General features: G+C 73.1%; 29 protein-coding genes and 1 pseudogene. 16 read left to right on the top strand and 14 right to left on the bottom strand.

Features of this window, described 5'->3' with window-relative positions:
- The first annotated feature begins 19 nt into the window (after positions 1-19).
- On the top strand, positions 20-670 hold the full coding sequence (locus ACWEOZ_RS17755; protein WP_451911767.1) for a winged helix-turn-helix transcriptional regulator: 651 nt from the start codon (positions 20-22) through the stop codon (positions 668-670).
- Positions 671-679: 9 nt separating this feature from the next.
- On the opposite strand, the gene ACWEOZ_RS17760 is transcribed toward ACWEOZ_RS17755, so the two are convergent.
- Complete coding sequence (locus ACWEOZ_RS17760; RefSeq protein ID WP_360553525.1) at positions 680-805, bottom strand: hypothetical protein; 126 nt, start codon at positions 803-805, stop codon at positions 680-682.
- Positions 806-1041: 236 nt separating this feature from the next.
- Between ACWEOZ_RS17760 and ACWEOZ_RS17765 the strand changes: the two genes are divergently transcribed.
- The 3 genes from ACWEOZ_RS17765 to ACWEOZ_RS17775 are packed head-to-tail and all read left to right on the top strand — an operon-like array spanning position 1042 to position 3454.
- Positions 1042-1560 (top strand): SigE family RNA polymerase sigma factor, encoded by a 519-nt coding sequence (locus ACWEOZ_RS17765; protein WP_360553526.1) that lies wholly within the window; start codon positions 1042-1044, stop codon positions 1558-1560.
- Complete coding sequence (locus ACWEOZ_RS17770; protein WP_451911768.1) at positions 1557-2381, top strand: hypothetical protein; 825 nt, start codon at positions 1557-1559, stop codon at positions 2379-2381. Before ACWEOZ_RS17765 ends, ACWEOZ_RS17770 begins: the two co-directional genes overlap by 4 nt.
- On the top strand, positions 2378-3454 hold the full coding sequence (locus tag ACWEOZ_RS17775; protein WP_451911769.1) for an amidoligase family protein: 1077 nt from the start codon (positions 2378-2380) through the stop codon (positions 3452-3454). Before ACWEOZ_RS17770 ends, ACWEOZ_RS17775 begins: the two co-directional genes overlap by 4 nt.
- A gap of 7 nt (positions 3455-3461) precedes the next feature.
- Here ACWEOZ_RS17775 and ACWEOZ_RS17780 read toward each other — a convergent pair whose 3' ends face one another.
- Entirely contained in the window at positions 3462-4499 is a 1038-nt protein-coding gene (locus tag ACWEOZ_RS17780) for a Gfo/Idh/MocA family protein (protein ID WP_451911770.1), read from the bottom strand.
- A 46-nt stretch (positions 4500-4545) separates the two neighbouring features.
- On the opposite strand from ACWEOZ_RS17780, the gene ACWEOZ_RS17785 reads away from it, so the two are divergent.
- Together ACWEOZ_RS17785 and ACWEOZ_RS17790 are read left to right on the top strand one after the other, a co-directional pair.
- Positions 4546-5313 (top strand): esterase/lipase family protein, encoded by a 768-nt coding sequence (locus tag ACWEOZ_RS17785; protein WP_451911771.1) that lies wholly within the window; start codon positions 4546-4548, stop codon positions 5311-5313.
- 122 nt (positions 5314-5435) lie between these two features.
- Positions 5436-5657 (top strand): annotated as a pseudogene (locus ACWEOZ_RS17790) (IS5/IS1182 family transposase); the annotation flags it as partial.
- Here ACWEOZ_RS17790 and ACWEOZ_RS17795 read toward each other — a convergent pair.
- The 6 genes from ACWEOZ_RS17795 to ACWEOZ_RS17820 all read right to left on the bottom strand — a co-directional run bounded on the left by ACWEOZ_RS17795 (position 5616) and on the right by ACWEOZ_RS17820 (position 10587).
- On the bottom strand, positions 5616-5873 hold the full coding sequence (locus ACWEOZ_RS17795; protein WP_451911772.1) for a hypothetical protein: 258 nt from the start codon (positions 5871-5873) through the stop codon (positions 5616-5618). The pseudogene ACWEOZ_RS17790 and the gene ACWEOZ_RS17795 sit on opposite strands and share 42 nt — an antisense overlap.
- 62 nt (positions 5874-5935) lie before the next feature.
- Positions 5936-6769, bottom strand: a complete 834-nt coding sequence (locus ACWEOZ_RS17800; protein ID WP_451911773.1) for an ABC transporter permease — start codon at positions 6767-6769, stop codon at positions 5936-5938.
- Positions 6766-7680, bottom strand: coding sequence for an ABC transporter ATP-binding protein (locus ACWEOZ_RS17805; protein WP_451911774.1), 915 nt, complete (start codon positions 7678-7680; stop codon positions 6766-6768). Before ACWEOZ_RS17805 ends, ACWEOZ_RS17800 begins: the two co-directional genes overlap by 4 nt.
- Positions 7677-8807 carry a hypothetical protein gene (locus ACWEOZ_RS17810; protein WP_451911775.1) on the bottom strand — a complete coding sequence of 377 codons (1131 nt, stop codon included), beginning with the start codon at positions 8805-8807 and terminating at the stop codon, positions 7677-7679. Before ACWEOZ_RS17810 ends, ACWEOZ_RS17805 begins: the two co-directional genes overlap by 4 nt.
- Positions 8807-9901, bottom strand: a complete 1095-nt coding sequence (locus tag ACWEOZ_RS17815) for a Gfo/Idh/MocA family protein (RefSeq protein WP_451911776.1) — start codon at positions 9899-9901, stop codon at positions 8807-8809. Before ACWEOZ_RS17815 ends, ACWEOZ_RS17810 begins: the two co-directional genes overlap by 1 nt.
- The gene (locus tag ACWEOZ_RS17820; RefSeq protein ID WP_451911777.1) at positions 9886-10587 is read right to left on the bottom strand and encodes a ThuA domain-containing protein; all 702 of its coding nucleotides are present in this window, start codon (positions 10585-10587) and stop codon (positions 9886-9888) included. Before ACWEOZ_RS17820 ends, ACWEOZ_RS17815 begins: the two co-directional genes overlap by 16 nt.
- Before the next feature lie 204 nt (positions 10588-10791).
- On the opposite strand from ACWEOZ_RS17820, the gene ACWEOZ_RS17825 reads away from it, so the two are divergent.
- Positions 10792-12177, top strand: coding sequence for an AI-2E family transporter (locus ACWEOZ_RS17825; protein WP_451911778.1), 1386 nt, complete (start codon positions 10792-10794; stop codon positions 12175-12177).
- Between the two features lie 109 nt (positions 12178-12286).
- Positions 12287-12970 (top strand): DivIVA domain-containing protein, encoded by a 684-nt coding sequence (locus ACWEOZ_RS17830; protein ID WP_360553538.1) that lies wholly within the window; start codon positions 12287-12289, stop codon positions 12968-12970.
- Between the two features lie 41 nt (positions 12971-13011).
- Here the strand turns inward: ACWEOZ_RS17830 and ACWEOZ_RS17835 are convergent, their stop codons facing one another.
- Positions 13012-14406 carry a PepSY-associated TM helix domain-containing protein gene (locus ACWEOZ_RS17835; protein ID WP_451911779.1) on the bottom strand — a complete coding sequence of 465 codons (1395 nt, stop codon included), beginning with the start codon at positions 14404-14406 and terminating at the stop codon, positions 13012-13014.
- A gap of 281 nt (positions 14407-14687) precedes the next feature.
- Here ACWEOZ_RS17835 and ACWEOZ_RS17840 point away from each other — a divergent pair, with 281 nt between their 5' ends.
- The 4 genes from ACWEOZ_RS17840 to ACWEOZ_RS17855 all read left to right on the top strand — a co-directional run bounded on the left by ACWEOZ_RS17840 (position 14688) and on the right by ACWEOZ_RS17855 (position 18667).
- Positions 14688-16196: an FAD-dependent oxidoreductase gene (locus tag ACWEOZ_RS17840; protein ID WP_451911780.1), complete on the top strand. Its 1509-nt coding sequence runs from the start codon at positions 14688-14690 to the stop codon at positions 16194-16196.
- Between the two features lie 125 nt (positions 16197-16321).
- On the top strand, positions 16322-16567 hold the full coding sequence (locus tag ACWEOZ_RS17845) for a PspC domain-containing protein (RefSeq protein ID WP_451911781.1): 246 nt from the start codon (positions 16322-16324) through the stop codon (positions 16565-16567).
- A gap of 182 nt (positions 16568-16749) precedes the next feature.
- Positions 16750-17868, top strand: coding sequence for a DedA family protein (locus ACWEOZ_RS17850; protein ID WP_451911782.1), 1119 nt, complete (start codon positions 16750-16752; stop codon positions 17866-17868).
- 205 nt (positions 17869-18073) lie between these two features.
- Positions 18074-18667, top strand: a complete 594-nt coding sequence (locus ACWEOZ_RS17855) for a hypothetical protein (RefSeq protein ID WP_451911783.1) — start codon at positions 18074-18076, stop codon at positions 18665-18667.
- Between the two features lie 76 nt (positions 18668-18743).
- On the opposite strand, the gene ACWEOZ_RS17860 is transcribed toward ACWEOZ_RS17855, so the two are convergent.
- The 4 genes from ACWEOZ_RS17860 to ACWEOZ_RS17875 form a co-directional block, all read right to left on the bottom strand.
- Positions 18744-18923: a hypothetical protein gene (locus ACWEOZ_RS17860; RefSeq protein ID WP_451911784.1), complete on the bottom strand. Its 180-nt coding sequence runs from the start codon at positions 18921-18923 to the stop codon at positions 18744-18746.
- Positions 18924-19078: 155 nt separating this feature from the next.
- Complete coding sequence (locus tag ACWEOZ_RS17865; RefSeq protein WP_451911785.1) at positions 19079-19840, bottom strand: alpha/beta hydrolase; 762 nt, start codon at positions 19838-19840, stop codon at positions 19079-19081.
- A 1-nt stretch (position 19841) separates the two neighbouring features.
- Entirely contained in the window at positions 19842-20846 is a 1005-nt protein-coding gene (locus ACWEOZ_RS17870) for an LLM class flavin-dependent oxidoreductase (protein WP_451911786.1), read from the bottom strand.
- Positions 20843-22201: an NtaA/DmoA family FMN-dependent monooxygenase gene (locus tag ACWEOZ_RS17875; RefSeq protein ID WP_451911787.1), complete on the bottom strand. Its 1359-nt coding sequence runs from the start codon at positions 22199-22201 to the stop codon at positions 20843-20845. The genes ACWEOZ_RS17870 and ACWEOZ_RS17875 overlap by 4 nt, the downstream gene beginning before the upstream one ends.
- Positions 22202-22299: 98 nt before the next feature.
- On the opposite strand from ACWEOZ_RS17875, the gene ACWEOZ_RS17880 reads away from it, so the two are divergent.
- From ACWEOZ_RS17880 to ACWEOZ_RS17895, 4 genes are read left to right on the top strand one after another with little or no spacing between them, the layout of a single operon-like run.
- Positions 22300-23172 carry a LysR substrate-binding domain-containing protein gene (locus ACWEOZ_RS17880; RefSeq protein ID WP_451911788.1) on the top strand — a complete coding sequence of 291 codons (873 nt, stop codon included), beginning with the start codon at positions 22300-22302 and terminating at the stop codon, positions 23170-23172.
- A 9-nt stretch (positions 23173-23181) separates the two neighbouring features.
- Positions 23182-23403, top strand: a complete 222-nt coding sequence (locus ACWEOZ_RS17885; protein ID WP_451911789.1) for a hypothetical protein — start codon at positions 23182-23184, stop codon at positions 23401-23403.
- Positions 23404-23436: 33 nt separating this feature from the next.
- On the top strand, positions 23437-24312 hold the full coding sequence (locus ACWEOZ_RS17890) for a bifunctional helix-turn-helix transcriptional regulator/GNAT family N-acetyltransferase (RefSeq protein WP_451911790.1): 876 nt from the start codon (positions 23437-23439) through the stop codon (positions 24310-24312).
- 21 nt (positions 24313-24333) lie between these two features.
- Positions 24334-25797: a protein adenylyltransferase SelO gene (locus tag ACWEOZ_RS17895; protein ID WP_451911791.1), complete on the top strand. Its 1464-nt coding sequence runs from the start codon at positions 24334-24336 to the stop codon at positions 25795-25797.
- 7 nt (positions 25798-25804) lie between these two features.
- Here ACWEOZ_RS17895 and ACWEOZ_RS17900 read toward each other — a convergent pair.
- Positions 25805-26561, bottom strand: a 757-nt coding sequence (locus ACWEOZ_RS17900; protein ID WP_451911792.1) for a hypothetical protein, incomplete at its 5' end; no start/stop codon positions are given.

Raw genomic sequence — 26561 nt, forward strand, 5'->3', positions numbered from 1 at the left:
GTAACGATACTATGAAGCTGTGGCCCGGACCTATGACGATCCCTGCGGAGTTGCCCGCGCGCTCGACCTCGTCGGCGACCGGTGGGCCCTGCTGGTGGTCCGGGAGCTGCTGCTGGGCCCGAAGCGGTTCAGCGAGCTGCGCCGCGGCCTGCCCGGCGCCGGGCAGAGCATGCTCACCCAGCGCCTGACCGAGCTGGAGCGGGCCGGCGTGCTGCGCCGCCGGCACCTGGGTCCACCGGTCAGTGCCCAGGTGTACGAGCTGACCGGACGCGGCCACGACCTCGAACCGGTCCTGCTCGCCCTCGGACGCTGGGGCAGCCGCACACCGCCGACCTCCACCGCGTCACTGAGCGTGGACGCGCTGGCCCTCGCGATGCGGACCACGTTCGACGCGGCTGCGGCCGGCACGTGGGCCGCCCGGTTCGAGCTGCGGCTCGACGGCGACGCTTTGGAGGCGGAGGTCAGCCACAGCAGGTTCACGCTCACCCGAGGTGTGACTCAGGCGCCGGACGCGGTGCTCGAGACCAGCGCGACGGTCCTCCGGGAGCTGATCTTCGGTGCGGGGACCCTGGCCGCCGCTGAGGACGCGGGGCTGATCACCGTACGCGGGGATCGGGAGGCTGCCGACCGCCTGCTGACGCTGTTCCCGCGGCCCCCGATCAAGGGTTGAGCGAGCGGCTCAGGCGCCGCGGATGAGCCGGTAGGACCGGTGCAGGTGCACGGCCCAGACCGCGACGAGCTCGCGGGCGGTGTCGAGGCGGCCCTGCGGCTTGTCGGTGATGCTCCACCGGCTGATGACGACCATGCGCCAAGTCTGGACGCCCCGGGGCGGCACCCCGGGAGCCGCCGGGCAGCAGGACGGTTGCAGGCGATTCCCGCAGATCGGGCCCGAGGGTGCGGCGCACCTCTAGAGTCGGCGGCGCGGTGCACCGCCATCACCGTGCGTGACCAATTCATCGCCGGCGCGGGGAGCCCAGGATCATGGGAAAAAGTTCGGATCATGAGTGCACAACCGACCACCCGGCACCCGTCCTAGAGGGTGTGACCTTCGAGCAGTTCGCGGTGGCCCGGCTTCCCAGTCTGCTGCGGTACGCGGTCGTCCTCACCGGCGACCGTGACCTGGCCCAGGACGTCGTCCAGGAGGTGCTGGCCAGAGCGCAGGTCCGGTGGCGTCGGATCAACGTGGCCGACTCCCCCGAGGCCTACGTCCGCCGCATGGTGCTCAACGAGTATCTGTCGTGGCGGCGCAGCTGGGCGGCGCGCAACGTGCACGCCGTGGGGGAACGGCTGGTCGACATCGACGACGCGAGGGGCGGGGTACGCGACCACGCCCACGACGTCGTCGAGGCCGACGAGCTGTGGAACCGCCTGGCGACGCTCGGGCGCAAGCAACGGGCGGTGCTCGTGCTGCGCTACTACGAGCAGCTCGACGACGATGCCATCGCCGATCTGATCGGCTGCTCACCGGCGACGGTGCGCAGCCACGCTTCGAGGGCGCTCAAGACGCTCCGGCTCTCGTCGGAGCGACAGCACAGGATCCACGCCGAGGAGAAGTCGTGACCGAGCACGGAGACCAGCTCCGCAACGCCTTTGAGACCCATGAACATCTGGCACCCGACGCGGCCGCGGTCTACAGCCGGGTGCAGGAGCTGTCCCGTTCGTACCAGCGCCGCCGCTGGGGTGTGCAGGCCGCCGGTGGCGCCGTGCTGGGCGTCAGCCTGATCGCCGGGGCGATCAGCCTGCCCGGGCTGCTGCCGGGCCAGCACAAGCAGGAGTCCGTCAACGCCGGCGCCGCCACGATGCCGAACATGGCCCCGTCGGCCCCGCCGTCCACCCCGTCGTCCGAGGCCGAGCTGGAGAAGCAGTACGACGCCTTCTTCGCCGCGGGCTACGACTACGACGACGCGGTCCGGCTGGCCATCATCTGGCGGTCCAAGGACGACGTCGGCGCGATCAAGGCCGAGGCCGGACGCCGGTTGCTGGCCGGTGAGAAGCTGCCGATCCCGGCCACGCCGGACGATCCCGCGACGGAAGACCCGATCAGCCCGCGGGAACAGAAGCAGCTGGACGCGTACTTCGCGGCTGGTTACAACTACGACGACGCGGTCAAGCTGGCCAAGCTGTGGAAGCTGGCCGACCCGTTCTCGGCCAAGGTCGAGGGCGGCAAGCGCCTGCTGGCGAAGAAGAAGCTGCCGGTCAAGCCGAGCGCCGTCGCCGAGGCCAAGGAGACGGCCCGGGTCAACAAGTTCTTCGCCGCCGGGTACGACTACGACGACGCGGTCAAGCTGGCCAAGCTGTGGAAGCTCGCCGACCCGTACTCGGCCAAGATCGAAGGCGGCAAGCGGCTGCTGGCCGGCGACTCCCTGCCTTTCAAGCCGTGACCGCCACGCTGCACCGGCGCACGGGGTTCGAGATCGAGCTGATGGCCCCGCCGGGCCACAGCCGGCGGACTCTCGCGCGGGACCTGGCCGACCGCTGCGGCGGCCGGGTCCACCCGGTGTGGCATCACGACAGCGAACCGTCCCTGGTCCCGGGCCTGGGCCGGTTCCTGCACCTGACGCAGGGCTTCGAGGTACGCCGGGCCGACGGCTCACCGCTGTGCACGCTGGTGGACGACGTCACCCTGATGGCGGGCCTCGACCCGCGCACCCCCGCGCCGCCGGGCTGGTTCCGCATCCTCAGCGACGACCCCCGCCTGCTGAGCCTGCTCGCGAAGCACAGCGACCCGGGCGGCACGCTGGGGGCCGCTCTGGACGGGACCGCCCAGCTCTGGGGCAGCAAGGTCCACCGGTACGGCGACGTGTACCGGCTGGACGACGTCTCCGGCGCCACCATCGCCCTGGCCGCGCCGCACGGCGGTGAGCGGGAGCGCCCGTGCGAGATCGTCACGCCACCGCTGAGCGCCGATCACGGCGCCGCGCTGGAAGAGCTGCTCGGCCCGGCCCGTGAGCTGGGCTTCACCGTGCCGAGCGAGGCCGCCGTGCACCTGCACGTGGACGGCGCGCCGTTCCGGGAGCCGCACGCCCTGGCGAACGTCGTCCGGCTGTTCGCCCACTGGCGCGAGCCGCTGCGGCTGCTGTTGCAGACCAACCCGGCCTGCCGCCGGCTGGCCCCACTGCCGGAGCCCTTGGTCGAGGCGGTCGCCGGTCTGCCGTCCTACGACGACCTGCGCAAGGCCGCGGCCGACGGCAAGCTCACCAAGTTCTTCGACGTCAACCTGACCCAGCTGCTCACCGACACCCCGATCCGGGACACGATCGAGATCCGGATCCTGCCCGGCGCTCTGACCGCCGGCGACGTCATGAACCGCGCCGCCCTGGTGGAGCTGCTGCTGGACCGCTGCGTGGACCCGGAGCCGGTGCCCGCTCCCCCGGCCGACCCCGGCGCGGCGGTCGAGGAGCTGCTGCACATCGCGGCGCGCGTGCTGGCCGATCGGGAGGACGGGCCGCACTGACCGCGGATCAGCCGGCGTCCCAGGGCGGCGTGCTGGTCGTGACGGTACGGCCGGTGTCGGCCGCCTCCTCGATCGCCAGTCCGATCAGGTGGTCCTGAGCGCCCTCGGCCAGCGGATACGGCTCCGGCCCGGTCCCGCGCACCCACGCGGCGGTCGCCTCGAGCAGCGCGGCGGTGGCGATCTCGTCATCGTTGAAACGCAGCCCCGCGTACGGGTTGCGGAAGAGCACCTCCTCACCGAGCGTGATGTGCGCGGTGTCCGTGTCGTCCGGGCCGCGCCCCCGGACCAGCGGCGTCCGCACGATGGTGCGCGGCCCGGCGAGGCGGACAACCTCGTCGTCGCGCAGCTCGCCGTGGCTGCCGCGCACCAGCAGGCGCCGGAAGCGCAGCTGGTTGCGGGTCTGGTTGTCGGTGAAGTCGTACAGGCCGAGGCGGCCGGCCCCGAAGTCGAGCGTGGCGATGGTCGTGGTGGCCGGACGCGGCTCGGCGGCACCGGTCCAGCCCGCCCGGTTCAGCGGATCGAGCAGCGGGGCCCGGTGCCGGGTCGCCCGGACGGTGACGGGAGCACAGCCGGCGCCGAGCAGCCCCCGCATCAGCGACACGGCGTGGTAGAGCTGCGTCGACGAGACGTGCACCTGGCTCGGCGACCCGATCAGGCCACGGTCCACGACCGCGGCCCGGGCCGCATGGGTGGGCATGAGCAGATACTGCTCGGCGACCTGCACCAGGCCGGACTCGCCGACGGCGGCCCACAGCTCACGCAGACCCTCGGCGTCAGGGGCGGGCGGTGTCTCGGCGAGCACGGGCACCCCGCGTTGCACGGCGGCGACGATGACGTCCGGATTGACCGCACGGGGCAGGGCGGTCACCAGGAAGTCGGGCCGCGCCCCGGCGAGACAATCGTCCACCGACCCGTACGCCGGGACGGGCAACCGGCGCGGCGTGCGGACCACCGCGCCCACACAGGACAGACCGTCGAGCCGGGCGGCGAGCCGCCAGTACGCCGCGGCCCGGAAACCCGCACCGACGACCGCGAACGACGTCACCGGCCGATCCTAGTACGGTGCCGCGGCCGGCGAGTCATGATGAAGAGTGTCTCCTCGCCGCCGCTTGATGCTCGGTGCCGCCCTCATCGTCCTGCTGGCGGTGCTGGTGACGGTGGGCGTACGCCTGATCAACCGCGAGGATCCGGTCGCCCGCCCGGATCAGGCCAGGCCCGGACCGGTCCTGCTGGTCCCCGGGTACGGCGGCAGCCGGACCGGCCTGTCGCAGCTGGCGGCCCGGCTGCGCGCCGAGGGCCGCACCGCGACGGTCCTCACCCTGCCCGGCGACGGCACCGGCGACCTGCTCGTCCAGGCCGGCACGGTCGACGCCGCCGTGCGCGCCGCCCTGGCCGAAGGGGCGCCCTCGGTCGACGTGGTGGGCTACTCCGCCGGTGGCGTCGCCGTCAAACTGTGGGTGGACCGGCACCGCAGCGCCGGCTCGGCCCGGCGGATCGTCACCCTCGGCTCCCCCCTGCACGGCACCCGGATCGCCGGCGCCGGCTCCGCGCTGGCCCCCGGCTCCTGCCCGGCCGCGTGCCGCCAGCTGGCCCCCGGCAGCACCCTGCTCGACGACATCGACGAGGAGCCGGTGCCCGACGGCCTGCCGTGGCTGTCCCTCTGGACGACCGACGACGAAACCGTGCAACCACCCGACTCGGCCCGCCTGGACGGCGCCACCAACCTGGCGGTGCAGACGCTGTGCCCGCAAGCCCGCATCTCGCACAGCGCGCTACCCACCGACCCGATCATCACCGCCCTGGTGCTGACCGCCCTCGGCACAACCCCCTGGTCAGCGCCGGCAACCTGCCCTACCTAGTTCTTCACGTCGCGGGTCGGTTGATCAGTTCTAGTTGATGTGTCGGGTGTCGGGCGTGGTGAGCTGACGGACGAGGCGTGGGGGGTGATCGCGCCGTTTTTGCCGGAGCCAGGTCGCAGACGATCCCCGAGCGCGCTGACCAGATCGGCCGCCGGGCCGCCAAAGGCAGCCGAGGCAGGCGAGCGCCGGAGTTCGACAAGCAGGTCTAGCGGCAGAGAAACGCCGTGGAACGCTGCTTCAACCGGCTCAAGCACTGGCGTGCGCTGGCCACCCGCTACGCCGAACGCGCCGCCAACTACCGCTCATCCCTGCTCCTCATCGCCGCTCTGATCTGGCTCAGATGATCGCCACAACACGGCCTGGTCGATCGTCCTGGGCGGGTCGTTGGTGGAGTCGATCTCGTCGTGCAGGCGGCGCTGCTCGGCTTTGCTCAGCGAACCGCCGTCGGTCACGCGCAGGGCCCAAGGCCGCGGGCAGGGACCGTCATGCTCGTGGTCGGGGCACAGCGTCTCGACGATGCGGTCGGCCAGCGCCTCCATCTCGCCGGCGGTGGCGATCACCGGGATCGTGATGCGCCACAGCCGGGTCCCGGGCTCTCCGGATCCCTCGCGCGTCGGCGACACTAGTTCTTGACGTCGCGGGTCATGAAGTTCGCCCACGCGGCCCCCAGCAGCACCACCAGGTAGACCAGCTGCAGCGCGGCGCCGCGTTCGATGTCGCGCCAGAGGACCGGTTCGCGGAAGAAGTCGATCCAGGCCAGCCAGTAGCGGGTCGGCAGGTACGGCCGGACGGCCGCAGCCGCGTCCAGGGTGACCAGCACCTGGCTCACCACCAGCACCGCGAGCGCCCCCATCGCCGCGCCCAGCGCCGAGTCGGTGACGGTGGACAGGAACAGGGCGATCGCCGCCACGCCCAGCATGGACACCGTGATGTACGCGACCGTGGCGACCAGCCGCCAGGCCAGCCCGGCCGGGGTGATCGTGACGCCGGACAACGAGGTGACGTCGGCGGGCAGCGTCACCCCGGTGCTGTCCGCCTCGGCGCCGAACAACACCAGCCCGGTGACGTACGAGGTGACCAGCACGGTCGCGATGGCGAAGAGCACGAACACCACCAGCGAGACCAGCTTGGCCACCAGCAGCCGGGTCCGGCCCACCGGACGGATCAGCAGATACCGCAGCGTGCCGGCGGACGCCTCGCCCGCCACCGCGTCCCCGGCCAGCACCGCGACGGAGACCGGCAGCAGCACCGGCAGGACCAGGGCCATCGCGGCGGCCGGATACAACGCGCCGTTGCTGAGCACCGCGGACAGGAAGGCGCCGCCCTGTCCAGGTGGCGGCGGGATCCTGGTGGTCGCCAGGAACACCGCGACGATGAACGGCAGCGCGCACAGCAGCGCGGCGATCACGTACGTGCGCGGGCGGCGGAACAGCTTGGCCAGCTCGACCCGGATCATGCCGTGCCCCCTTCGACGCGGTCCGAGCTCGTGGAGGTCGCCTCCAGCACCACCTGTTCCAGCGAACGCCGCTCGCCGGCCAGCTCCACGACCCGCACCCCGGCGGTGACCAGCTCCGCGTTGAGGTCGTCGGGCGCCTGGTGGCGTACCGTCAGCCGGTCTCCGTCGCGGGCCTCGACCCGGCCGTCGAGCAGCGCGACCACCCGGTCGGCGTCCGGGGTGTGCAGCACCACCCGGCCGGTGGGTGCGCGCAGCGCGGCCAGGTCGTCCTGCAGGACCAGCCGGCCGCTGTCCATGACGCCCACCCGGCTGCAGAACGCCTCGATCTCGGTCAGCAGGTGGCTGGAGAGCAGCACCGTCGTGCCCTCATCGTTGAGCTCGGTCAGCAGGTCGCGGATCTCCCGGATGCCGCGCGGGTCCAGCCCGTTGGTGGGCTCGTCGAGGATCAGCAGCCGGGGCGTGCGCAGCAGCGCCGCGGCCAGGCCCAGCCGCTGCCGCATCCCCAGCGAGTACGCCCGGACGGGCCGCCGGTCGATGCCGGCCAGCCCGACCCGTTCGAGGGCCTGGTCGACCCGCCGCCGCCGGTCGCGGCGCCCGCCGCCCGGCCCGGCCGCGTCGAAGAGGTTGAGGTTGGTGCGCCCGGGCAGGTGCGGATACATGCCCGGGCCCTCGACCAGCGCGCCGACCTGCGGCAGCACCTCCTTCACCCGCCGCGGCACGGGCAGGCCCAGCACCTCGATCTCGCCGCGGGTGGCGAAGACCAGCCCCAGCAGCATCCGGATCAGGGTGGTCTTGCCGGAGCCGTTCGGGCCGAGCAGGCCGTAGCGGTCGCCCTCGCGGACCTCCAGATCGACCCCGCGTACGGCCACCGTGTGCCCGTAGCGTTTGGTCAGGTCCCTGGTGATGATCATGCGGTCCCTCCGGCGAGATCGGCGGCCACCCGTTCCAGCAGCGGCGCGTCCACGAAGCCGGTGACCAGGTACGTTCGCTCCGCCCGCACCGCCAGGACGTTGAGCAGGCCGGCCGTGATCAGCACGGCCTCCCCGCCGGGCACGGTCAGCCGGCGTCCCCACCGGGCCGCGTTGCGGAACACGTCGTCGCCGAGCCGGCCGGGCAGGCCCAGCGCCACGAACCGGGCCAGGCCGACGCCGTAGACCCCGACGACCGGCACGCCGGCGACGCTGTCCTGGCGGGGGAAGCCGGCGAGGGTGTCCGGCGGGGTCAACGAGTCCCAGCGGTCGAGGGCCGCCAGCACGTCGGCCGCGGAGGTGGTGGCCGACCCGATGCCCGGACCGGGAGCCGGCGGGACGAGCACCGCGGCGGCCGGGGCGGTCAGCGAGACCTCCAGGAAGCGGGTGACGAACACCGGCCGCCGGGCGCCCCGGGCGGTGATCTCCGCCTGCAGGGGCAACCCGCTGACCGGGTCGGCCCACACGTCGATGTGCGCGACGGTGGTGCCGGGCGCGACCGGGACGATCCGCAGCCCCGCCGCGACCACGCCGGCGATCCGCCGGCCGGGCAGCCGCTCCAGGCGATCACCCGCGGCCAGGCTCAGCATCCGCCGGACCAGCTCGGGCGGCGTCAGGTCGGCCGCCCGGGGCAGGCGCAGCGGCTGCTCGCCGACGATCCGGGTGAGCCGGCTCTCGCCGTAGTCCCACAGATACTGCTCGCCGGGCAGCTGGTAGAGGCCCTGCTCGGTACCGGGCCCGAGGACGTCCACCCGCCACCGGTCCGGGGCGCCGCGCCAGACGCGCATCTCGGTGGTCCCGCTGACCAGGGCGGTGACCTGTTCCAGGTTGGGCAGCGCGGGCAGGCCCAGGGCGCCCGCGCTCTGCGCGTACCCCTGATAGGTCTGGGCGGCCGAGGCCGCGATCCGGTCGCGCAACGCGGCGGGCGCGACCCCGGTCGCCGGCACCGGCCGGTGGGCCAGCAGCACCGGTACGGCGGTGAGCACCACCACAACCGCAAGCACGACGCTCCACCGGCGCCGGGCCTGCCCGGCCACCACCGTCCGGCCGGCGCCCGTCAGCTGCCTCATCAGCCGAGGTCGAGCACACCGGGGATACGGTCCGGACGCCGGCAGGTCGTCCGGACGGCCACCGAGGCACCGGCACGGGCGCTCACCTGCATCGACTCCATCACGTCCAGCACGTGCAGCGCGACGTCGGCGGCGGCGCGGTGCGGCCGGTCCTCGGTCAGCGCCTCGGCGAGGTCGAGCAGACCCACCCCGCGGCCCCCGTCGGCGTAACCCGCCGCCGGCGCCAGCACACGCCAGGCCTCGCCACCCGCGGTCACCAGGCGTACGTCGCCGGTGAAGTAGTTGGGGTCCGGCACCGACAGGGAGCCGTGGGACCCGTACAGCTCGATGAACGGCAGGTGGGTGCCCCAGATGTCGAAGCTCATCATCAGCGTGGTCAGCGCGCCGTCCTCGTGCTCGAGGATCCCGGTGACGTGGGTGTCGATGTCGACCGGGAAGGCCGTACCGGCGCGCGGGCCGTCGCCGATGGTCCGCTCGTGGCGGGGCCGCGAGGACATGCCGACGACCCGGCGGACCGGACCGAGCAGGTGCACCAGCGTGGTCAGGTAGTAGGGGCCCATGTCGAACAGCGGCCCGCCGCCCTGCTGGTAGTAGAACTCCGGGTCCGGGTGCCATCGCTCATGGCCGGGAACGGTCATGAAAGCGGTCGCGGCGTGCGGGACGCCGATCTCGCCCGCGTCCACGGCCGCCCGGGCGGTCTGCACGCCCGTGCCGAGCACGGTGTCGGGGGCACAGCCGATGCGCACCCCGGCCGCGGTGGCCGCCTGCACCACGGCGAGTCCGTCGGCACCGGTCGCGGCCAGCGGTTTCTCGCCGTAGACGTGCTTGCCGGCGGCGATCGCGGCGAGGGCCACCACGGCGTGCTGGTTGGGTGTCGTCAGATTCAGCACCACGTCGACGTCGGGTGCCGCGTACAGGTCGGGCAGGGCGACCACCCGGGCGCCTGGGTGCTGATCGGCCAGCAGCCGCGCCCGGCCCGGGTCCAGGTCGGCCACCGCGGTGACGGTGACCTGCGACAGCCGGGAGAGGGTGGCGCTGTACTGGCCGCTGATCTTGCCGGCGCCGACGATGCCGGCTCTCAACGACTGGCCCACAGCATCCCTCTCTCCACGATGGTTCGCACGTTCGGATCCTGCAGAACCTCGACGGTGTGCCCCGGCGTCGCCACGAACACCCGGCCGCGCCCCCACTGCCGGGTCCACACCGCCGGGCAGGTCACCGGCCGCTGCCAGGGCGCCCACGGCCGGACCGCGGTGGTGGTGGTCGCCAGCACGTCGATGTAGTCGTCGGTCAGCACCCAGTACTGCTCGGTGTCGAGGTCGAAGTCGGCGATGCCCTCGGTGACGGGGTGCCCCGCGGCGGCCGGCGTCATGGTGATCCGGTGCCGGACGTAGTTGTCGGACTGGTCGCCGGTGCGCTCGCCCGGGGCCTCCCGGGCCGCGTGCGCGGCGAACTGACCGCCGATGAGCTGCAGGTAGTCGGCGCTGGCCCGGTAGGCGTCGGCGATCCCGCCGTGCCAGCCGGCCAGACCGGTGCCGGCCTCCACCGCGGACACCAGGCCGGCGACCTCCTCGCCGGAGATCGTCGCCATGGTCATGCACTGCACCACCAGATCGGTGGCCGCCATCAGCTCGGCGTCGGCGTACGGGGCCGGCGAGTCCGCCACCTCGACGGCGAACCCCCGCTCGCGCAGGTACGGAATGAACAGGTCGGTGGCCTTGACCGGTTCGTGCCCGGCCCATCCACCCCGGACGACCAGTGCGCGCCGCTGAGATGTCATCTGTCCCCTCTCGTGCCACGATCCACAGCCAGCCTAACCACCGCCGGCGGCCCGGCCCGGGGCCGCGGGATGCCCGCCCTGGGCACGGTCATTCCCGGTGCGGGCGAAACCCCTGCGCCGTACGCGTGAATCAGCCCTGATCCGGGCAGTTAGAGGCTGCCCGGCCGGTTCGGCCGGAGTGTTCAGCACCATCTGGAGGATCCGATGACAGGTACGCCCACCGCGGGGAGAGGTACCTGGGCCCAGACCCTGCGGACCCGGGCCCGCGAACGGCTCGCGGCGGCCGCGGCGCGCAACGCTCCCCCGCCGTTCGTGCCGGGTGACCTCCAGGACCCGGCCACGCCGGTGCTGGTCGTGCAGGAGCAGCGCCCGGGCACCGACGACGTCCTGCCCCGCAGCGTCCGTACGGCCGGGGCGTGGGCCCTGCGGTTCATCCTCTTCGTCGCGGCCGCGTACCTCTTCCTGAGGGTCGTCGGGCTGCTGCGGGTGGTCATCATTCCCGTGGTGATCGCGCTGCTGCTGGCCGCGCTGTTCCAGCCGGCCGCCGCCGCCCTGACCCGCCGCGGGATGAAGCGCTCGCTGGCCGCCGGGCTGGTCCTGATCGCCGCGCTGCTGCTGGTCTTCGGCGGGCTCAGCCTGATCGTGCGGACCTTCATCTCCCAGATCGACAGCCTGTCGTCGAAGGTCAGCGACGGCATCGACGAGGTGCAGACCTGGCTGTCGCGCGGTCCGCTGCACCTGACCAACGCCGAGGTCAGCCAGTACGTCGAACGCGTCCAGCAGGCGGTCACCCAGAACCAGGGCGCCCTGACCTCGGGCGCGCTGAGCACCGCCACCACCCTGGGCGAGGTCGTCACCGGCTTCTTCCTGGTGCTGTTCACGCTGTTCTTCTTCCTGCGCGACGGCGGCCAGATCTGGTCCTTCCTGTGCCGGCTGCTGCCCCGCGAGGCCCGCGTGCCGACCGCCCGGGCCGGGCACTACTCCTGGCACACCCTGGTGTCGTACGTGCACGCCACGGTGCTGGTGGCCTTCGTGGACGCGGTGGGCATCGGCATCGGCCTGTTCGTGCTCCGGGTGCCGCTGGCGCTGCCCCTGGCCGCGCTGGTCTTCCTCGGCGCCTTCATCCCGGTGGTCGGCGCGACCGTCACCGGCGTGGTCGCGATCCTGGTCGCCCTGGTCGCCAACGGCCCGGTCACCGCCCTGATCGTGCTGGCCGTGGTCATCGCCGTCCAGCAGCTCGAGGGCCACGTGCTGCAGCCGCTGATCATGGGCCGGGCGGTCGCCCTGCACCCGCTGGCGGTGATCCTGGCCATCGCGACCGGCATCGTCGTCGCCAGCATCGTCGGCGGCCTGGTCGCCGTCCCGCTGCTGGCCGTGCTGAACACCGCCATCCGATACCTGGTCCGCCACCCCAGCGGCGAGCCCACCGCGGACCGCAAGCCGCCGGGCACCGAAGCCACCGACGACGGCGCGGCCGAGGCGGAGGACCGGGCCGAGGACGCCGAGCGCCGGACGGACCCGGCCGAACCCCCGCCGGCTGACACCTCCGTCACTCACGAGGAGCCGGCGCCGGCCGGCCGTACCCCCTGAGTGGCACGCCGTCGCGGCCCGGGGTGATCACACCCACGTCGCGGGCCGTGACATCGTGCGTAGGATCGATGCGCAGAACCTGATCCGAATGATCCCGCCAAGGAGCACGATGCCGTTAACTCCCGCTGACATCCACAACATGGCCTTCAAGAAGCCGCCGATCGGCAAGCGCGGCTACGACGAGGAGGAGGTCGACGCCTTCCTGGACGAGGTCGAGCAGGAGCTGATCCGCCTGCTGGAGGAGAACGGCGCCCTGCACGGTCAGGTCCAGCGCGGCCCGGGTGGTCCCGGCCCGGCGGCCTCGACCATGGTGCTCAGCTCGGAGTTCTCCGACATCACGGCCCAGCTGGAGCGCATGCAGGAGGCCCGGGCCCGGGCCGAGCAGAACGCCCGCAGCCTGCAGGCCCAGCTCGAGCAGGCCCGCAACCAGGCCCCGGCCGCCCCGTCGCACTCCCCGGACGGCGACGACCGCAACGCCCGGGTCCTGCTGATGGCCCAGCGCACGGCCGACGATCACATGCGCGACGCCCGCCAGGAGTCGGAGACGCTGCTGGCCAACGCCCGCAACAAGTCGGAGCAGATCACCAGCGAGGCCCAGCTCAAGGCCGGCACGATCGAGGGTGACGCACGTCGCAATCACAGCGAGGCGATGAACAGCCTGGGCACCAAGCGCGCCGCCCTGCTGGACGAGATCGAGCGGCTGGGTCAGCTCGCGCAGAGCTACCAGGCGGCACTGGACAGTCACATCAGCCAGCAGCTCCAGGAGCTCAACAGCTCCCCGGGAGCGAGCTAGCTCGTTTCGCCGGCCGGTCGCCGATGCGGAGCGTGCTCACGTCATGTGCGTGGTGTCGCCCTTCTCGCCCGGAGGCCGCCGGTGATCGCGTCCACCAGCAGAAAACCAGCCAGGGGAACGCCGAACAGCGGCAGCGCCCAGCCCAGGGCGAACACCGCCGGCACACCGACCGCGACGGCCCAGGCCGGCAGGCCCAGCCACGCACCACGGGCCGGTGGCGCACCCACCACGGCCCGCCGCCCGGCCCGGGTCGGCCGGCGCTGCCACCACATCCGGTAGCCCCACCCGATCACGCAGATCAGTCCCAGGGCCAGGGCCGCCAGCAGCACCTGGTTGAGCACGCCGAACAGCCGGCCCATGTGGGCCTGCACGCCGAGCTTGCTGATCTGGGCGAGCACCGGCCAGTCGGCGAAGTCGCTGCGGGCCACCACCGCCGAGGTCCGCGGATCGACGGCGACCCGGTCCAGCCCGACCGGCCAGGTGGTGTCGATGCCCGCCACCGTCCAGGCGGCGTTCGCCTCCTCCGGCACGGTCAGCTCGACCGGCCCGGTCATCCCGTGCTGCCGCGCCACCCTCCAGACCGTGTCGGCAGCAGCCGGATCGACAGCCTCGGCCGGTCCCGCCGCGCCACCGTGATGCCCGCCGGCCGGTTCGGCGGCGACGGACGTGGCCAGCTCCGGCTGGTGGGCGTCGAAGGTGTCGAGCACCGCGGTGAAGGTGCCACCGGCATACCGGGACCAGGTCAGGCCGGTGGCGGACAAGATCAGCAGGCCCACCGCCAGCCACAGGCCGGTCGCCGCGTGCCAGCTCCGGGTACGCCGCACCCCCTTCGCGGACAGGTCGGGCACGAGCAGCCGGCGACCACGCGACCGCCGCCACCACAGGACGACACCGCCGAGCGCGATCACCCAGAGCCAGCTGGCGGCCAGCTCGGAGTAGAAGCGGCCGGCCGCTCCGAGGTGCAGATTGCGGTGCAGATCGTCGAGCCAGGTGGTGACCGGGGTGGAGCCGTACCAGGTGGTGAGCGTGCCCTGCACGCGGCCGGTCCGCGGGTCGACGTGGACGGTGTGCTGCTTCTCGCCCAGGTCGGGCTGGGAGAACACGACCCGGGTGGTGGTGTCGCCCGTGCCCGGCTGGACCGCCGACAGCGTTCCGGCGGGATGATCGGCGCGGGCGGCCGCGATCTGGTCCGCGAGCGGCAGCGCCGGGCCGTCACCGGCGGACGCGACGGTGAGCTGGTCGCCGTAGAGGGTCGCGTCGAGTTGCGGGGTGATCGTGTAGAGCAGTCCGGTCACCGCCGCCACCAGCAGGAACGGCGCGACCAGGACGCCTGCGTAGAAGTGCAGGCGCAGCAGCAGCGCCCCGAACGCGGACGGGCGCCGTACCGGGGTGTCGCGGGGGCCGGCACCCGGCGCGGCCTTTTCCGTGATCGTCATCAGTGGTCCTCGGAGATCGGCGACAGGGCGGCGGGGATCGTCATCGGCGTTCCTCGGGGTCGGCGGCACAGCCGCGTGACGGGTCACGGGCTGTTCTCGGGGGGCGGGGGCCGCCGAGGCGTTCGGCGTCCGGCAGACAGGTCGGGCCGCGAGGCCGGTCAGTTCCCGCCACGCAGCGGTCATTTCCGGCCCGCGCCGGAAAAGCGGGGCGAAGTGCGGTTGTAAGGTCGTCGGACGGGGCATAGGCCCGCTTTCGCGTTTCTGATGGGGGACCTGACACCGTGATCCGACGTCTTGGCGGCGAGCGCGCCCACCGTGTCGTACGGTCCCGCCCGGAGCTGCCCCGCACCGTGGCCACGCCGGTGACCGCGGTGGTCGTCGGCGGCGGGATCGCCGGCGTGACGGCGGCCCTGCTGCTCGCCGAACGCGGCGTCCGGGTGACCCTGCTGGAGCGGGCCGCCCAGCTCGGTGGCCGGCTGGCCGCCTGGCCGAGCACGCTGCCCGACGGCACCCGGCACATGGTCGAGCACGGCTTCCACGGCTTCTTCCGGCAGTACTACAACTGGCGCAACGTGCTGCGGCGTATCGACCCGTCGCTGTCGTTCCTGCAGCCGGCCGGGCGTTACCCGATCATCTCGCAGGAATGGCCCGAGGAGAGCTTCGCCGGGCTGCCCAGGACCCCGCCGGCCAACCTGCTCGCGCTGCTGGCCCGCTCCCCCAGCATGCGGCTGCGCGAGCTGCGCGGACTCGACGGCAACGCCGCCCTGCCGCTGCTCAGCTACGACCGCGAGGAGACGTACCGGCGCTTCGACGACGTCTCGGCCAAGGACTTCCTCGACGGGCTGGGCATGCCGCCGCGGGCCCGGGCCATGCTCTTCGACGTGTTCGCCCACTCCTTCTTCAACCACCAGGAGGACATGTCGGCGGCCGAGATGCTGATGCAGTTCCACTTCTACTTCCTGCGCAACCCGGAGGGCCTGGACTTCGACGCGCCCACCCAGGACTACGAGACGGCGATCTGGTCGCCGCTGGCCCGCCAGTTCGAGGCGCTGGGCGGGCAGATCCGCACCGGCGCGACCGTCGCAAGCGTCGAGCCGGGCTGGACGGTCACCCTCGACGACGGCGAACGGCTCACCGCGGACCACGTCGTGCTCGCCGCTGACCCCGGCGCCGCCCGTACCATCGCGGCAGCCTCGCCCGGCCTGGCCGGGCCCGCGCCCGAGCTGGCCGCCCAGCTCGCCGCGGTCGAGACCACCGCCCCGTACGCGGTCAGCCGGCTCTGGACCGACCGCGACTGCCGGCCGGAACGGGCGGTCTTCAGCAGCGTCTCCCGGGAGGCGACGCTGGACTCGGTCACGCTGTACCACCGCATCGAACGCGGCGCCGGCCAGTGGGCGCGGCGCATCGGCGGGTCGGTCATCGAGCTGCACGCGTACGCGGCGCCGACCGGCCTGGAAGCGGCCGAGCTGACCAAGCGGATGTGGACGGAACTGGGCGGCCTCTGGCCCGAGACGGTCGACATGACGATCCTGCACGTCGAGGAACGGGTGGGCCAGGACGCCCCCGCGTTCAACGTGGGCAGCGACGCGGACCGCCCGGGTGTGGTCACCGACGCCGACGGGCTGTACCTGGCCGGCGACTGGGTCCGGATGCCGTTCCCGTCGGCGCTGATGGAACGCGCGGCCGCCTCGGCGATCCTGGCCGTCAACGCGATCCTCGAGCGGTACGGCGTGGGCCCGAACCAGGTGTGGTCGGTGTCCCCGCGCGGACTGCTCGCCAAGGGACGCTGATTCCCGCTACCCCGAGAGGTGGGGTCAGGGCCCGGCCAGGGTCGTTCCCCGATGTGCCTGGGGTCGGCCGGATGAGACTGTTCAAGGGTCAAGTTCGACGCCACCGGCAAGGAAAGCGAGACACCATGAACACCGTCCACGACTCCATGGCCCGCCAGGGACTGGTCCGCCCGCGCGAGGGCCGGATGCTCGCCGGCGTGTGTGCGGGACTGGCCCGCCGGTTCGGGCTCGACCCGTGGCTGACCCGGGTGCTGTTCGCCCTGACCCTGTTCGTGATCCCCGGCAGCCAGATCCTGATCTACCCGGTGCTGTGGATCCTGATGCCGTCCGAAGAGCGTTCCTACGCCGCGACGTACCCGCCGGTGGCCTGACCGCCCCGCCCGACGAGCAAGGCCCGGCCGTTCGCGGCCGGGCCTTTCGCGTGCCCCGGGCCGACACTTCGCCCGCCGGGGGTCGGCGCTCGGCGTGTCCTCGGTCACCCTGAGGCGGGATCAGGGGTATCTCGGGGCTAAAACCGATATCCCCGCCGACACCGATCGACAAGGCTGATCGTGTGCTCGCAGACCTGTTCAACGCCGCGACCGTTCTCGTCGACCGGCTGACCACGCTCGATGAGTGGTCGGTCCTGCTCTTCACGTACCTCTCGGCCGCCGTCGAGATGACGTTCCTGCTCGGGCTGCTCGTGCCCGGCGAGTCGGTGGTCATGCTGTCCGCCTCGCTGCACGGCCCGGGCGGCTTCGCCCTGGCGGTCGCGGCGGGCACGGCGGGCGCCCTGACCGGGCAGATCTGCGGGTACGCGATCGGCCGCGTCTTCGGCACCCGGCTGCGCACCACCCGCCTGGGCCGCCGCATCGGCGCCGAACGCTTCGACCGCGCCGAGGACTACCTGCGCGAACGGGGCGCCCCGGCGCTGGTGGCGGTCCGCTTCGTCGCGGTGATCCACGCGGTCGTGCCGATCGTGGCCGGCGTCGCGCGGATGCCGTTCGGCCGCTTCCTGGGCTGGTCGGCGCTGGGCACAGTGCTGTGGGTCGGCACGTTCGCCGGGGTCGGCGCCGCGACGGCGAGCGCCGACTCGACCGGCGGGGTCGGCGTCGTGCTCACCGCCATCGCGGCCACCTGCCTGGGCGTCATCCCCTTCGCGGTGCGGTTGTTCCGCCGCTCGCCGGCTGCCGCGCCGGTCGGCGGACCGGTAGAGGGGGGCGTGCAGGCCCTTCGGGTGGGCGCGGAACAGCGGCCCGGTGCCGAGAAGCACCGCCCGGCCCCCGCGGTCCGTCCGGCCCGAGACGACCGCCGCCTGCTCCGGCCCGCCCACGCCGGGCCCGGTCGGCTGCCGGTGGCCCGCCGCCGCGTTGAAAGCCGCGCCGGTCGTGCCACGAGTCACCACGCCACCGCGGCTCAGCACCTCGCCGACCGCCGCCTTGGCGGTCGGGGTGAGCTGCGCGTACGGCAGCCCCTAGGAAACGACCGGGTCGGCCCGGGGGTTCAGCAGGGCCGTGGAGACCGGGCGCACCTCGAAGCTCATCTCCCGCAACGCGAACAGCTCGTCGGCGGCGACCGCGGGCTGTCGAGCCCCACAGGCTGGGGCCGGCTTCCTCATCGACGGGGACGGTACCGTCGCCGCGGGGGCCTCCGGACGCGGCTGGCCTGGTCCGCCGCGGTGCACTCTCCGTAGAGGCGGACGGTGGACGCCGCCGATGACGTACCGATCATTGCGTCTCCCCCGGGCGGGCATCGCCACAGCCATGACCTCGGCGCGCCGGCGGGTGGTCCCCGGTTCATCCGCGCGGCGTAGCTCCGCCGTCCTGGATGGCCGGTGTGTCGGGGATGTCCGTCACCAATGCCGGAACTGTCTCACCCTCGGCGTACGGTCCGCCGCCATGACCCTCTCGATCATCGCCATCGTCATCAGCGCGGTCGCCATCGGCGTGTCCGTCTGGACCGGGCTCTCTAACAAGCGCAGCGCCGTGGCCGCCGAGCAGGCGCTCGTCGCGGCCGAGAAGGCCGCCGACGCGTCCGCCGCGTCCGCAAGGTCGGCCGCGCAGGTCGCCAAGGCCGAACTCGAGCGTGACCATGAGTCGTACCGCCCCCGCGGCGTCAGGGAATTCGTCCTGGTCCGTAATGAACGCACGGGACGCGACAACGTCTTCTTCGACTTCACACCCGACCGGTCGTACCGGCTCATGGGTGACGGCATGCACGAACACGGCGGGCGCGTGCCCCTGAGCAGCAACCCTGGGCCGATCTTGCAGGCCGGGCATCGGACGCGCCTGTACGTCGGTGAGCTCGAGGGGACGCCGCTGCCGAAGTCGTTGAGCCTGCGGTTCTGGCCGCCGGCGTCAACGGATCCGGGTGAGCCGTGGGAGTGTCCGTGCGACCGCCCGGTCTCTGAGGGCGAGGATCCGCATTGGGTGTGGAACGTGCCGGTTGTTCCGCCGAAGCGGCGGCCGAAGCCGATGGTTGCTGGGGCCTGAAGGGCGAGCCTTTGTCATACGGCGATCGGTCAGGCGGATGAGCGGGGACCCACAACGCGTCCGACGCCGCCGAGGATCAGTCGAAGCGAACCGACGCGATGTTCCGGACCGGGAAATGCCGCCACACCCGGCCCTGCTTACCCCGGACGACTTCCCGCTCGTCGGCCAGCAATTCATCCATGCCTTTGTAGACATCACGGTCGACCTCGATCGCCACACCGTTCTCACTGGTGTCGCCGATGGTCCAGATACTCATCCAAGGCATGAATGCTCCTCGCAACGCTCGTCGACCGTCCACTCATGCTGCATCGCACGCCTGGGCGAACACAACTCGCCGGCTCGGTCGTCCCCGGTCCGGTTTCAGGGCTGGTTGAGCCACGGTGCCGGCGACCGACGTAGTCGGATGAAGGCTCACCAGGCCGAGACCACGACCTCGATGAGCGGCTCGGGCGGCACTCCACCGCGTACCGCTTCCAGGAAGGAGACGATCTCCGCGGCCACCGACCGGTGCTGCAGGTCGTTGAGCACCTCGTGGTGGCCGCCGCGCACGACGGCCAGCCGAGCCAGCGGCAGCGACTTGGCCAGGCGGTTCAACTCCGCGGGACCGGCGAGCGGGTCCGCGTCGCCCGACAGCAGCAGGTGCGGCACGTCAGCCGTGCTGCCGTACGCGGCGTCGAGCAGGGCCGCCGGCGCAGCCTCAGCCAGCGAACCGGGCACCACCGCCGGATCGGCGGTGAGCACACCGCGGTGCACCGGGCAGTGGGTACGGACGTCCAGTTCCTCGTCCCATCCCCCACCCAGCCGCCCGTCGTAGCCCGGCAGCCCGGCCAGCACAACAGCGTCCGGCCACCACACCTGATCGGGACCTGAGCGGGCCACCAGCGCGGCGATCACCGCCGCCCCCGTGTCGGCCCCGGCCAGCACCAGCGGCCGAACGAGTTCGATGTCGTCCAGGGCCTCGGCCAGAGCCGCGGCGAGGTCGGTCACGAGCGCCGGAGACTCCCGGTTCAGGTCGGCGGGCGCCGCAAGCACCCGGACCTGGTAGGCGTCGGCGGCCAGCCGGGCGCCGAACCGCCCGTACCCGGCAGGACTCTCGCCCCGCCCGGGCAGCACGAGCACCGTGCCACGGATCCGGACCCCCTCGGGCGCGGCGAAGTCGCGGTAGCCGGCCATCTCAGTCCACCTTCGGTTTCCAGCCGAGGGCGGGCGCCACCTCGGTCGCGATGAGTTCCAGGGCCCGGATCGCGGCGTCGCGGTCCGGGATGCCCGGGTTGAACTGGGCGATCAGGTCGGTGGCCACCGGCAGCACCCGCTCCGCCCGCAGCCCTGCGATGATCTCGTCGGGGTGGCCGTGGAAGGCGTGGAAGCGCCGCAGCTGGTCCTCGAGGCCGAGCCCGGCCGGGAACGCGCCGCGCCGGACGAAGCCTTCGGTGGCCCGCCGGACGCCGTCGCCGATCTGGGCCAGGGCGGTGCGCTTGTCCCGCGCCGGGAAGATGAAGCGGGACAGGCCGATCCGGGGTCGGTGCGGGCGGTCCCAGGCGGCCAGGAACTCGTCCGCCCAGGGCCGCTGGATCACGTCGGTCGGTTCCTCGTAGCCGTAGGTGGCCCGGTTGAGCAGCAGGTTGGTGCCGGCCGCGGCCGCGTGCCGGGCTCCGGCGGCGCTGAACACGCCCTGCCAGATGCGGTCGGTGAAGTCGCCCGCCGGCGGCTGGATCGAGAAGCCGGACGGGCCGAGGTCCTCGTCGGACAGCGCTCGGCGCAGGGTGGCCAGGCCGGCCGTGGTCAGCTCGCGTCTCTGGTCGAAGTCGGCGCCGAAGGCCGCGTACTCGTCCGGGCCGGCGCCGCTGCCCACGCCGATCTCGGCCCGTCCGCCGCTGAGCGCGTCCACCACCGCCACGTCTTCGGCCAGGCGGATCGGGTTCTCCAGCGGCAGGATGGTGATCGCGGTGGAGAGCCGGATCCGGCGGGTCCGGGCGGCCGCGTGGGCCAGGAACGGCCACGGCGACGACAGTCCCCCGCCGCCGAGCGGGATGTGGTGCTGGGCCACCCAGCCGACGTCGAAGCCGAGCTCGTCGGCGACGACGAACAGTTCCTGGGCGTCGCGGTAGGTGGTGGCCAGGTCGCCGCGGCCCTGCACGTGGGTGAGGAAGCCGAGCCGGAAACGCGGAGTGGTGGTCACGCCCGGCCCCGGACCAGGTCGGGTTCGGCGCGGCGGGCCGCGGTGTGCACGTTCTCCGGGATCGGCAGGCCGAGGTGGCCGCGCAGGGTGGTGGCCTCGTACTCGCGGCGGACCACGCCGCGCTCCCGCAGGATCGGCAGCACCCGGTCGGTGAACAGGGCGAATTCGCTGGGTACGGTCACCGTCACGTTGATGCCGTCGAAGGCCCCGGCCTCGTACCAGCGCTGGATCTCGTTCGCGACGGTCAGCGCGGAGCCGACGAACGGCGAGCGCCGCGCATCCAGCGAGTGCTGCACCGTCTGGCGCAGGGTGAAGCCGTTCTCCCGGGCCAGCCGGGTGATCTGGTCGGCCTGCGTCTTGAAGCTGAGCGCGCCGAGGTGGCCGACCTCGGGGAACGGCGCGTCCAGGTCGTACCGGGTGAAGTCGTGCCAGCCGAACGGGCGGCCCAGTTCCTTGAGCGCGCGGTGGAAGTCCTTGCCGGCCAGGGACTGGCGTTCCTTCTCACGGGCCTGCTCGTCGGTGTCGCCGATGATCAGGCTGATGCCGGGGACGATGAGCACATCTCCGGGATCGCGGCCCTGGGCGGCGGCGCGGGCCCGGATGTCGGCGGCGAACGCCTGGCCCTGCTCGACGGTCTGCGCGTGGGTGAAGATGGCGTCCGCGATGCCGGCGCCGAGGTCGCGGCCCTCGTCGGAGTCGCCGGCCTGGAAGATGACCGGCCGGCCCTGCGGCGAGCGCTGGATGTTCAGCGGCCCGGCCACCGAGAAGTGCTCACCCCGGTGATTCAGGGCGTGCTGCCGGGACCGGTCGAAGAAGACACCGCCCTGCTTGTCGCGGGGGAACGCGTCGTCCTCGTACGAGTCCCACAGTCCCTGGACCACCCGCACGTGTTCCCGGGCCCGGCCGTAGCGGGTGGCGTAGTCGTAGTGCTCGGCGCGCCCGTAGTTGCCGGCCGTGCCGCCGTCGCCGGTGGCCACCACGTTCCAGCCGGCCCGGCCGCCGCTGATCAGGTCGAGCGAGGCGAGCCGCCGGGCCACGTTGAACGGGTCGTTGTACGAGGTGGTCAGCGTGCCGACCAGCCCGATGTGGGAGGTGTGCACGGCGACCGCCGACAGCAGCGTGAGCGGTTCGAGGCGGTTGAGGTAGTGGTGCGGCGAGTCCGGGGTGATGAACTGGCTGTCCACGATGAAGACGTGGTCGAACTTCGCCGCCTCCGCTTGCTGGGCCCGGGCGATGTACCAGCGGATGTCGACGCTGGCGTCGCCGGGGATCTCGGGGCTGAGCCAGGTGTCGTGCTGGCCCGGTCCACCGACCCCCATGAGGACGGCGCCGAGCTTGAGGTTTCTCCGGGGCATGGTGAGGAGTATCGGCAGGCCCGCGCCGCCCCGTCCAACGAAAGAACGTGATGGGAACCCATCACGGCAGCTCATCGTATTCCTAGTAAGCTGATGGGATGAGTAGGTTGCTGGGGATCGGGCCGTTGCGCAGCTTCGTGGCGGTCGCGGACTGCGGCGGCTTCCAGCGGGCCGCGGCCTCCCTGCACCTGACCCAGGGCGCGGTGAGCCAGCACGTGCGCCGCCTGGAGGCGGCCGTGGACCGCACGCTGGTCGAGCGGGACGGCCGTGGCTCGCGCTTCACCGCGGACGGCGAGGTGCTGCTGGCCCGGGCCCGCCGCATCCTCGCCCTGCACGACGAGACGCTGCGCGAGTTCGGCGTGGAGGCCGAGCCCACGCTGGTGATCGGCTCGACCGAGCACGCCGCCGCCCAGCTGCTGCCCGAGCTGGCCGCCTGCTTCCCGGACCACCGGGTCCGGTTCCGGATCGACCGCGGCGCCCAGCTGCGGACCGCCCTGGCCGAGGGCCGGATCGACCTGGCCCTGCTGCTCGGCCCGGCCGACGAGCCGGACGCCCGGGCGGTCGGCGAGCTCGAGCTCACCTGGTACGCCGCCCCGGGCTGGACGCCACCGGCCGCCGGCGAGCCGGTCCCGCTGGTGGCCTTCGACGCGCCGTGCGCCATCCGCAACCGCGCGCTGGAGACGCTGGCCGCACACGGGGTGCCGGCGGAGGTCGGCTGCGAGGCCGCCCACCTGGCCGGGATGCAGGCGGCGGTACGGGCCGGGCTGGGCGTGGGCCTGATGGCCACCCTCGGACAGGGCCTCGACGGGCTGGTGGCCCGCCCCGACCTGCCAGCCCCGGAGCCGGTCGCGCTCGCCGTCTGGCCGCGGCGAGGACTGTCGCCGACGGTCGCCGAGGACGCGGCCGGTGCGCTGGTCGAGCTGCTCGCCCGTACCCGTGGTGAGCTTTTCCGGCCGCACAGCCGGGCGTAACCTGCCCGGATGGGAGAAATTGTGCCGTGGCTGGTGTCCGCCGCCGTTCTCGCGGCCGTCCTCGGCGCCCTCGCGTGGCTCGCGGCCCGCACTCGGCGCCGGGGCGTCGGCCAGGAGCTCATGGGGCCGGTCGACCTCGTCTACCGCCCGCACACCCACCAGATCAACGCCGAGACGAGGCAACACGAGCAACGCATGGTCGCGCGGCCCTCGGCCGGCGATAATCTCTGACCTGAGTCAGAGGTTTCGCGCTAGCATCGCCCGATGGACGCTGCTGCCCTCGCTCAAATCGAGACGGTCCGCGACTTCAACCGCTACTACACCCGCCGCCTGGGCGTGCTGACCGACCGTTATCTCGGCCAGGACCGTCCGCTCAGCGAGGCCCGGCTGCTCTATGAGATCGGCGAGCAGGCCGATGTCCGGGACCTGCGGTCCCGGCTCGGCCTGGACTCCGGCTACCTCAGCCGGCTGCTGCGGTCGCTGCAGGAGCAGGGCCTGGTCCGGACCCGTGCGCACCCGGCGGACCGGCGGGTCCGTGTCGCCGAGCTGACCGAGGCCGGGGTACGCGAACGCGCCGACCTCGACGCGCGCTCGCGGGCGGGGATCAGTGAGCTGCTGGAGCCGCTCTCCGCCACGCAGCGCCGGCAGCTCGTCGACGCCCAGGAGCAGATCCGGCGCCTGCTGCGGCTGGCCGCGGTCACGGTGCGGCCGGTCGACGCCGGCTCCCCCGACGCCCGGCAGTGCCTGCGCGCGTACGCCTCCGAGCTGGCCGTCCGCTTCCCCGAGGGGTACGACGACGCGGCGCTGGTGGACCCGGCCGAGCTGACCGGCGACGGCGGGGCGCTGCTGCTGGCGTACGAGGAGGACCGGCCTGTGGGTTGTGGCGCGTGGCGACGCCTGGGTGACGGGATCGCCGAGATCCGCCACCTGTGGGTCGACGGGCCGGCGCGCGGGCTGGGGCTCGGCCGGCGACTGCTGGACCGGGTGGAGGCCGACGCGTGTGCGCACGGGGCGACGACGCTGCGGCTGGGCACGCACAGCGCACTCATCGAGGCTATCGCCCTGTACCGGGCAGCCGGGTACCGGGAGATCCCGCCCTACGACCGGTCGCCGTACAACCAGCTCGCCTTCGAGAAGTAGCGCCGACGTACGCTCGGAAGCGTGAGCATCGCACCGTCGTCGACCGTCGTCCTGACCAACCGCTTCGCCCGTGAGCTCGCCGGACTGGCGATCCCCTGGCAGGCCGAGGAGACGCCGGAGCCGCGGCTGCTCGTGCTCGACGAGGCGCTCGCGGCCGAGCTGGGCCTCGACCCCGCTCAGCTGCGCAGCCCCGAAGGTGTCCGGCTGCTGACCGGCACCGCCGTCCCCGACGGCGCCACCCCGGTCGCCCAGGCCTACGCCGGGCACCAGTTCGGCGGCTACTCGCCACGGCTGGGCGACGGCCGCGCGTTGCTGCTCGGCGAGCTCGTCGACGCCGACGGCACCGTCCGTGACCTGCACCTCAAGGGCTCCGGGCGCACCCCGTTCGCCCGCGGCGGCGACGGCCTGGCCGCGGTCGGCCCGATGCTCCGCGAGTACGTGGTCAGCCGGGCCATGCACGCCCTGGGCATCCCGACGACCCGCGCCCTGGCCGTGGTGGCCACCGGGCGCACGGTCCACCGCGAGACCCCGCTGCCGGGAGCCGTGCTGGCCCGGGTCGCCGCCAGCCACCTCCGGGTCGGCACGTTCCAGTTCGCCCGGGCCGGCGGCGACGCGGAGCTGCTGCGCCGGCTCGCCGACCACGCGATCGCCCGGCACCACCCGCACGCCGCCGGCACCGAGCAGCCGTGTCTGGCCCTGTTCGAGGCAGTCGTGGCCGCCCAGGCCGCCCTGGTGGCGCAGTGGATGCTCGTCGGCTTCGTGCACGGCGTGATGAACACCGACAACATGACGATCTCCGGCGAGACCATCGACTACGGGCCGTGCGCGTTCATGGAGTCCTTCGACCCGGCCACGGTCTACAGCTCCATCGACCACGGCGGGCGGTACGCGTACGGGAACCAGCCGGCCATTGCCGAATGGAACCTGGCCCGGCTCGCCGAGGCGCTGCTGCCGCTCCTGCACGACGACCAGGAGCAGGCGGTCGCGCTCGCGGTGGAGTCCCTCGGTGGCTTCCGGCCCGCGTACAACGCCGCGTGGTCGGCCGGGATGCGCGCCAAGCTGGGGCTGCCCGACGGCGTTGACGCCACTGTGGTGTCGCCGCTGGTCGACGACCTGCTCGCCCTGCTGCACGCGGACCACGTCGACTTCACGTCGTTCTTCCGTACGCTGGCCGGCGCGGCCCGCGATGACGCCGAGCCGGTCCGTCGCCTCTTCATCGACCTGGCCGCGGTCGACGCCTGGGTGGCGCGCTGGCGGGCCCTGGGCCCGGACGCCGGCGCGATGGCGCGGGTCAACCCCGTCTACATCCCGCGCAACCACCTGGTCGAGGAGGCCCTGGCCGCGGCGACGGACGGCGACCTGGATCCGCTGGAGCGGCTGGTGGCGGCCGTGAGCCAGCCCTACGACGAGCGCCCGGGCCTCGAGCGGTACGCCGCGCCCGCGCCCCAGGACTTCGGCGCCTACCAGACGTTCTGCGGCACCTGAGTCCCCATTAGTTGAGGTGGAAACGGTCGTCGGTGGCCAAGGTGGCCAGCTGCGACGCCGTCAGCGGCAGCTTCCTCAGCGGCGGCTGGACGTTCTCGCCGTTCGTGGCCGTGCGGCTCTGTGCCACGTAGACCACGATGCCGTCCGGGTACCGGTAGGCCGCCCACTGCTCCACCCCGCCGGTTCCGCTCGGCACACGCGACACGCCCACCTTCGCCTTCCCGACCGTGACCACGTCGCAGTCACCTCCGAGCCCCCAGAACTGCCGGGCCAGAGCGCACGGCTCGGTGGGCAGGCCATTGCCCTTGGTGTGCACCTCGGCCAGCAGGTGCCCGGCCCGGCCACCCTTGGCGATCGCCGCCTGGGCCAGATAGCCCCAGGTCGAACCGGTGTTGTCGCCCTCGACCTGGGCCTGGTGGTCCCGCAGGGGGATGCCGTCCTTCGACTCGCCGGTCGGCGCGCTCCAGCCGTCGGGGACAACGGCCAGCAGCTCGTTCAGAAGCTTCTTGCCCTGCTCGTAGCGCTCACCCGAGCGGGCGGTGGCATCCTCCTGCGGCTGACCGTTGCCGTCGAGCGGCCAGGCCGGCTTGGTGTTCTCGCCCCCCGCGGAGGGGGTCGGCATGGCCGACGGCGCCCCGCCACCGGCCCAGGGCGTGCCGTCGCCACCCGAGGTGAGCCGCAGGCCCTGCGGCACGGCCACGGCGGTCACCGCGATCATCGCCGCTGTCGCCCCGGCCCCCCCCCCCCATCGGCAGAGCCAACGT

It is taken from the genome of Actinoplanes sp. NPDC004185, from assembly GCF_053603475.1.